A 6,807-nucleotide genomic window follows, 5' to 3' on the forward strand; every position below is an offset into this window, starting at 1 on the left:
CGGTATCGAGTTTATCGAAATGCCCTGGATGCTTAGCAGTACAATAGATATCAAAAGCCAGATAAATCATGCTATCCCCGAGTCAACAGAGCAATATAGCCGCTTTTATGCGCTAGGAGCCGACAGCTATAATATCGCCCCAAGACTACAGCTATTGCACGAAGTTCGAGGCAGCCAGATGCAAGGCCACACCGGCATGCTATCAATGGATGAGCAGGGCATTATTAATCGCCAATTAGAATGGGCAAAATTTAGAAAAGGAAAGGCAGTTACCATTAAGGAGTAAGGAAATGCTTAGCAAAGGACTTGCTTATGAGCAGATCGCCGAGAAATACCTTCGCACCCAAGGACTGAAAAGCATAACGAACAATTATCGGTCCAAGTTTGGTGAGATTGATTTAATTATGGGAGATAAGAATACCCTAGTCTTTATTGAAGTCAGATATCGAGCAAGAAATAACTATGGCATCGCAGCTGAAACCGTGACCCCACACAAGCAAAAGAAGATTATTAAGACTGCAAGCATATTCCTTTCTCACAAAAAGCTATGGAATATGCCATGCCGATTTGATGTTATATCTATCAGCCAGAAAGAGAACAGCTTATCCGAGCAAATTCATTGGCACAAAGCTGCATTCGATGCATCTTATTGAGCTCAGTTTATTACCTAAATCACCTAAAACGGTTAACTAGAAATGTCCGAACTATCACCACTATCAAACTACCTATGTGAAGCTGTTGATTCTGCCGCAGCAAACCTTGAAGCACTTAGTGAAAACCTGGAGCAAGCTTGCGACCTAATTACACAGACACTTCTGAGCGATAAAAAACTGATTATTTGCGGGAACGGTCTATCTGGACCAATCGCAAGCCTTTTAACAACCTGCTTAATGAACCAACAGGAATTCGAACGCCCAAGCCTTCCTGCGATCAATATTTCTATCGATTCCACAACTATTTCTGCTATTGCGAAGGACGGCAATTACAACCTTAGCTATGCCCAGCAAATTAGAGCCATTGGTTTCGAAGGAGACACCCTGATTGCACTATCTATCGATGGCAACTGCAGCAATATTGTTCAAGCAATTCAAACCGCGCACGAAAAGGACATCAAGGTAATCACACTTATCGGTCATAAAGATGGGAAAATTTCTGCGATAAAGCAGGGACAGGATGTTGAAATCCAGCTAAACACCAATTCGATAGCGCGAGCGATGGAAGCTCAACTTATGGCAGTTAATGCCATGTGCCACCAAATCGAAAATCAACTTTTTGGTGGCGCATTTTAGTTAAGAAAGCCTAGAACAGGCTTTCTCTTTATTTAACTATCTTTAGAGAAGGCTTATGAGGCAGGTGTTCTGCCGCTTTCTTCCCTTCATCTTGTGGGTCATTCGGACTCGGCGGCTCTGGTGCACCAGGCTCAGCCCCGAACACCATACCCTGTCCATTTTCTTTTGAGTAAATCGCCATAATAGCTACGATAGGAACGTAGACCTGCATCGGAACGCCACCAAAACGCGCTCGAAAACTAATAGCCTCTCCATCAATTAACAGCTCATTAACCGCACCAGGACTAATATTGAGTATAATTTGCCCATTCGTGACATAGTCTTCTGGGACACTTACACCCTGGATACCGGCATCAACGACGATATACGGCGTCATGTCGTTATCCAAAATCCAATCATTTAGTGCTCGAACCAGATATGGCCGACTTGGAGTCATTCCGCTCACCCCTTTACTCATTATTTAGCGACTTAGTGTCGCATTTCTTTTTCTAGTTCAGACAAGCTAGCTTGAAAGGACTCACGCTGAAATATACGATCCATATACTTCGAAATCGGTTTTGCCTGGACATCATCTAACTCAATTCCCATTACCGGTAAACGCCACAACAAGGCAGAAACACAGCAATCGACAATGGTAAACTCTTCACTCATGAAGTAAGGCATTTCTGAAAAAATCGGCGCTGTAGCAATCAGGCTTTCTTTCAATTCCTTACGATACTCATTCGCCTTCGCAGCATGCGGATCAGCAAGAATTGCATCAGCCAGACGACTCCAATCTTTACGGATTCGGTACATCATCAAGCGGCTTTGCGCTCGAGCAACCGGATATACTGGCAACAAAGGAGGGTGCGGAAAGCGCTCATCCAAGTACTCCATCATAATATCCGACTCATAAAGTACTAAGTCGCGGTCAACCAAAGTAGGCAAGTCATTGTATGGATTATGATCAGAAAGCTCAGCAGGCTTGTTATCTGGGTCAACGTTAACAACGTCAACTGCGACACCTTTTTCCGCTAAGACTATTCTTACCCGGTGACTGTAATGGCTCTCACCATCAGAAAAAAACGTCATGGACGAACGTTTGGTCACAACACCCATATACTTACCTCAACCTTTAAATCAGATTTACTGCACTGATAGCACAGTTTTAAATTTGGGCAGAATTATACACGATTTACAAGCCAGTCGTGAAAATTCTCTTGGATAGAAACAAAAAAAGCCCTCCATGCCTACACATGGACGGCTTTTATTCTTCTTTCTAGCTAACTAGTGAATATCTCTCCAATACTCTTTGTTCAAGAAGTATGCAAAAACAAACAAAAACGCTAGGAATATAAGAACATTTCGGCCAAGTGCCTCACTTTGAAGCCTAGAAGGCTCACCAACATATTCTAAAAAGTTAACCAGATCATAGATCGCTTCGTCATATTCAGCAGGACTCAAGCTTCCTTCTGTCGCATATTCAGAACAACCACTACTCTTAACAATATTTCCGCTTAATGGATCAACAACAGGCTCAACACCTAACTCTGGCGCGACAGCACAAACACCCTGCAAACCAGCTAGTACGTGCGGCATACCCACATCTTTGAAAATTACGTTATTCACACCATAAGGGCGCTTTGAATCGGCGTAAAATCCACGCAAGTAGTTATATATCCAATCAGGACCACGCAAACGAGCACTCAAAGTCAAATCAGGCGGAGCACTACCAAACCAAACCTTTGCCTGATCTTCAGCCATGGAAATTTCCATTAACTGGCCGATCTTGGTATCACCTACGAGAATATTTTCTTCAAAAATATCATGAGGAATTCCTAAATCATCAGCAGCACGCTCATAACGAGCGTACTTCATTGAGTGGCAAGCAAAACAGTAGTTCACAAATAAAGATAAACCATTCTGTAAAGACTCATTATCTGAAATGTCTGTTTTGATGTGATCCATAGGCGCTGCAGGTCCACCTGCAGCAAAAGCACCTAAAGAAATAACAGAACAGAAAACCGCAATTAATAAATGTTTCATTATCCTGTCACCCTCTCTGGAACTGGCTTGGTTTTTTCAATCTTTGTATACCAAGGCATTAATAAAAAGTAGGCAAAATACACAGCAGTCAAAATCTGCGCCCATAGCGTTCTTTCAGGCGTCGCAACAACAACACCTAAATAACCGAGTATAGAAAATGATACGACTAACAACGCTAGCGCAACTTTACTGATCCAGCCTTTATAACGAATAGACTTAACAGGGCTCTTGTCCAGCCAAGGCAAGACAAACAGAATTGCTATTGCAGCACCCATCACAACCACACCCAAGAATGCATCAGGTACAGCACGAAGCATTGCGTAGAATGGAGTAAAGTACCAAACAGGAGCAATATGATCAGGCGTTTTCAGCGGGTTTGCTGGTTCAAAGTTTGGCTTCTCGATAAAGTAACCACCCATCTCAGGGAAGAAGAAGACAACACCACAGAATACAAACAAGAAAACAACAATACCGACAATATCGTGCACACTATAGAAAGGATGGAAAGGAATACCGTCTTTTGGAATACCGTTTTCGTCTTTATTCTGCTTTATTTCGATACCATCTGGGTTATTCGAACCCACAGTATGTAAAGCTAATACATGCAGAACAACCAATGCCAAAATAACGATAGGCAATGCCACGACATGCAAAGCAAAGAAGCGGTTTAGCGTGATACCTGAAATCAGGTAATCACCACGAATCCACAAGGACAAATCCTCACCAATGTAAGGGATCGCGCCAAATAGGTTTACGATAACCTGAGCACCCCAGTAAGACATCTGGCCCCACGGTAACAAATAACCCATAAATGCTTCAGCCATCAAAGCTAAATAGATCGTCATACCGAAGATCCAGATAAGTTCTCTAGGCTTCTTATATGAACCATACATTAAGCCACGGAACATATGCAGATAAACCACAACAAAGAATGCTGAAGCGCCGGTGGAGTGCAAGTAACGCAGCAACCAGCCATATTCAACATCACGCATAATGTACTCAACCGATGCAAACGCACCTTCAGCACTTGGGTTGTAGCTCATAGTCAACCAAATACCAGTAAGAAGCTGGTTAACCAAAACAACCATTGAAAGCACACCAAAAATATACCAAACATTAAAGTTCTTTGGCGCGTAGTATTTACTCATGTGATTTTCGAATGCTTCAACAACAGGGAGGCGCTCGTCAATCCAGTTAATTAGCTTTTGCATTATGCCTGCTCCTCATCAACACCAATAACTACCGTTGCATCATCCAGGTACTTATAAGGAGGAATTTCCAAGTTCTTAGGTGCTGGAACCCCTTTATAGACTCGACCTGCCAAATCAAAACGAGAACCGTGACAAGGACAGAAAAAGCCACCTACCCAGTTAGCATCAAATTCTTGAGGCTTCACTTCTGGCACGAATTGTGGAGAACAACCTAGGTGAGTACAGATACCAACAATGACTGCATACTCAGGGCGCGAAGATCTAAACACCCCTTTAATATATTCAGGCTGCTGAGGTAACTCAGACTGAGGGTCTCGCAACTCATCAGACAGCTTTTCAATATTATCAAGCATCTCTTGAGTTCGACGAATAACCCAAACAGGTTTACCTCGCCACTCAACAGTCATTCTCTGACCTGGCTCCAACTTTCCAATGCTTGCTTTAACTGGCGCACCGGCAGCTTTTGCTTTTGCACTTGGATTCCAAGACGCAACAAACGGAACCGCTGCTCCAATTGCCCCTACCCCACCAACAACGGAGGTAGCACCGATTAAAAATCGGCGTCGGCCAGCATTAACGTCGCCATCACTCATATAGGCATCTCCCAATATTAACTACGTACCAATATTTACGTAGTAGTTTAGTTATGATGACCCAGCAACATCTACCCCAGTATAAGTAACTTATACCTGCGTAAATAACGCCCAATCACTTTATCTTATCGACACTAGACTAAAATTTTAGACCGCGCACTTCAAAACCCACAGATAGTAATTAAATTGACCTGCCGCTTCAACAACTTTCGCTACAATATCCCTAATAAAAATAAGGATTAACATAAAAAAAAACGCCTGCCAGCATAACCGACAAGCGTTTCTTGAATAAGGCGTATTAACGCTTTGAGAACTGAGGCTTCTTACGCGCTTTGCGTAGACCAACCTTCTTACGCTCTACTGCACGCGCATCACGAGTAACCCAACCTGCTTCACGCAGTGCTGGACGCAACGTTTCGTCATACTCCATTAGAGCACGAGCAATACCGTGACGAATCGCACCAGCTTGACCAGTTGTACCACCACCTTTTACAGTGATTTTTACATCAAGCTTATCGGCCATCTCTACCAACTCTAGAGGCTGACGAACAACCATCTGAGCAGTCTTACGACCAAAAAACTGATCTAGTGCACGGCCATTGATCTCAATATTACCGCCACCAGATTTTAGAAATACGCGCGCCGCAGAAGTTTTACGACGACCAGTTCCATAATTATATGTAGTTGACATAATCGCCTTCCGTTAAATATCTAAAACTTGCGGTTGTTGTGCAGTATGAGGATGAACATCACCAGCATACACTTTTAGCTTTCTGAACATTTCACGACCTAGAGGTCCGCGTGGCAACATGCCTTTAACCGCACCTTGAATAGCACGCTCAGGAGCTTTATCGATCAATTTTTCGAAAGAAATCGACTTAAGACCACCGATATAACCAGTATGTCTGTGATAAATCTTATCTTTAGCCTTGTTACCTGTTACTGCAACTTTCTCTGCATTAACAACAACAATGTAATCACCTGTATCAACATGAGGTGTGTATTCTGGCTTATGCTTGCCCCTTAAACGGCTCGCAATTTCACTTGATAAGCGACCAAGTGTTTTGCCTGTAGCATCTACTACATACCAGTCACGCTTTACGCTTTCTGGCTTTGCACTTAACGTTTTCATTTATTCCGCCTTTAGCTCCAATGAGCCTTTACAAAATCCAAGTTCGATGGCAATTTCGCCATTCGGATGTCACGAATTATCGCGGTTTCACATATTGAGACGGGGCTGTACTCGCAAAGCTACACCGATAATTTTAGGGCGCGCAGTATAATATAATTAAACACAATTAATCCAGAACTAATTTAGTTTTTCTTTCATTGCCCCGCATAAAAAATTTCTTCGGCATTATCTCTCAAGGCTGCAGCCAAGATTTCAGGGCTTTCAGAGCGAATATTACATAGCGCCGAAAAAACCTGACGAATATCCGAAGGACAACCAAACTCTCGCCTCAACCCGGAAACTCTCATATCCGGGCTATCCGTCTCCAACAACAAACTACCCAAAGGGGCTGTCGCAACAGCGGATCGGGTTCGCGTGGCACTTGGCCAAGTAATAACGCAACCTACACCGATGCTTATCCCTTTGGCGACATACTGATCGAGCAAGTCCTTGCCTCCGGAGAAGGCATGAATCACCCCCTTCCCTGGAAACTTCTTTAATGCGGACAGTATCTGGGA

At 43.3% G+C, this 6,807-nt stretch carries 11 protein-coding genes; 3 read left to right on the forward strand and 8 right to left on the reverse strand.

Annotation, left to right across the window (positions count from 1 at the left end):
• The 3 genes from A3763_RS11835 to A3763_RS11845 all read left to right on the forward strand — a co-directional run.
• Positions 1-286: penicillin-binding protein activator (locus A3763_RS11835; protein WP_197482892.1), on the forward strand; the 286-nt coding region annotated here is incomplete at its 5' end.
• A gap of 4 nt (positions 287-290) precedes the next feature.
• Positions 291-653: a YraN family protein gene (locus A3763_RS11840; protein ID WP_068507997.1), complete on the forward strand. Its 363-nt coding sequence runs from the start codon at positions 291-293 to the stop codon at positions 651-653.
• A gap of 42 nt (positions 654-695) precedes the next feature.
• Positions 696-1,289 (forward strand): SIS domain-containing protein, encoded by a 594-nt coding sequence (locus A3763_RS11845; protein WP_068633073.1) that lies wholly within the window; start codon positions 696-698, stop codon positions 1,287-1,289.
• Between the two features lie 28 nt (positions 1,290-1,317).
• Here A3763_RS11845 and A3763_RS11850 read toward each other — a convergent pair whose 3' ends face one another.
• The 8 genes from A3763_RS11850 to A3763_RS11885 all read right to left on the reverse strand — a co-directional run.
• Positions 1,318-1,725 carry a ClpXP protease specificity-enhancing factor gene (locus A3763_RS11850; RefSeq protein WP_156490427.1) on the reverse strand — a complete coding sequence of 136 codons (408 nt, stop codon included), beginning with the start codon at positions 1,723-1,725 and terminating at the stop codon, positions 1,318-1,320.
• A gap of 32 nt (positions 1,726-1,757) precedes the next feature.
• Positions 1,758-2,387, reverse strand: a complete 630-nt coding sequence (locus tag A3763_RS11855; protein ID WP_068516402.1) for a glutathione S-transferase N-terminal domain-containing protein — start codon at positions 2,385-2,387, stop codon at positions 1,758-1,760.
• A gap of 168 nt (positions 2,388-2,555) precedes the next feature.
• Entirely contained in the window at positions 2,556-3,314 is a 759-nt protein-coding gene (locus tag A3763_RS11860; RefSeq protein ID WP_068553551.1) for a cytochrome c1, read from the reverse strand.
• Positions 3,314-4,525, reverse strand: coding sequence for a cytochrome bc complex cytochrome b subunit (locus tag A3763_RS11865; RefSeq protein WP_068516409.1), 1,212 nt, complete (start codon positions 4,523-4,525; stop codon positions 3,314-3,316). The genes A3763_RS11860 and A3763_RS11865 overlap by 1 nt, the downstream gene beginning before the upstream one ends.
• Positions 4,525-5,118, reverse strand: coding sequence for a ubiquinol-cytochrome c reductase iron-sulfur subunit (gene petA / locus A3763_RS11870; RefSeq protein ID WP_068516412.1), 594 nt, complete (start codon positions 5,116-5,118; stop codon positions 4,525-4,527). The genes A3763_RS11865 and petA overlap by 1 nt, the downstream gene beginning before the upstream one ends.
• A gap of 298 nt (positions 5,119-5,416) precedes the next feature.
• Positions 5,417-5,809 (reverse strand): 30S ribosomal protein S9, encoded by a 393-nt coding sequence (gene rpsI, locus A3763_RS11875; protein ID WP_068507251.1) that lies wholly within the window; start codon positions 5,807-5,809, stop codon positions 5,417-5,419.
• A gap of 12 nt (positions 5,810-5,821) precedes the next feature.
• On the reverse strand, positions 5,822-6,250 hold the full coding sequence (rplM, locus tag A3763_RS11880; protein ID WP_068516415.1) for a 50S ribosomal protein L13: 429 nt from the start codon (positions 6,248-6,250) through the stop codon (positions 5,822-5,824).
• A 194-nt stretch (positions 6,251-6,444) separates the two neighbouring features.
• On the reverse strand, positions 6,445-6,807 hold a 363-nt coding region (locus A3763_RS11885), incomplete at its 5' end, for a TatD family hydrolase (protein ID WP_197482893.1).

Source organism: Oleiphilus sp. HI0128 (assembly GCF_001635365.1).

Excerpts from the sequence above, each read along its gene's own strand:
- A3763_RS11840 (WP_068507997.1), top strand. The coding sequence starts at position 291 with ATGCTTAGCAAAGGACTTGCTTATGAGCAGATCGCCGAGAAATACCTT.
- A3763_RS11845 (WP_068633073.1), top strand. The coding sequence starts at position 696 with ATGTCCGAACTATCACCACTATCAAACTACCTATGTGAAGCTGTTGAT.
- A3763_RS11850 (WP_156490427.1), bottom strand. The coding sequence starts at position 1,725 with ATGACTCCAAGTCGGCCATATCTGGTTCGAGCACTAAATGATTGGATT.
- A3763_RS11855 (WP_068516402.1), bottom strand. The coding sequence starts at position 2,387 with ATGGGTGTTGTGACCAAACGTTCGTCCATGACGTTTTTTTCTGATGGT.
- A3763_RS11860 (WP_068553551.1), bottom strand. The coding sequence starts at position 3,314 with ATGAAACATTTATTAATTGCGGTTTTCTGTTCTGTTATTTCTTTAGGT.
- A3763_RS11865 (WP_068516409.1), bottom strand. The coding sequence starts at position 4,525 with ATGCAAAAGCTAATTAACTGGATTGACGAGCGCCTCCCTGTTGTTGAA.
- petA (WP_068516412.1), bottom strand. The coding sequence starts at position 5,118 with ATGAGTGATGGCGACGTTAATGCTGGCCGACGCCGATTTTTAATCGGT.
- rpsI (WP_068507251.1), bottom strand. The coding sequence starts at position 5,809 with ATGTCAACTACATATAATTATGGAACTGGTCGTCGTAAAACTTCTGCG.
- rplM (WP_068516415.1), bottom strand. The coding sequence starts at position 6,250 with ATGAAAACGTTAAGTGCAAAGCCAGAAAGCGTAAAGCGTGACTGGTAT.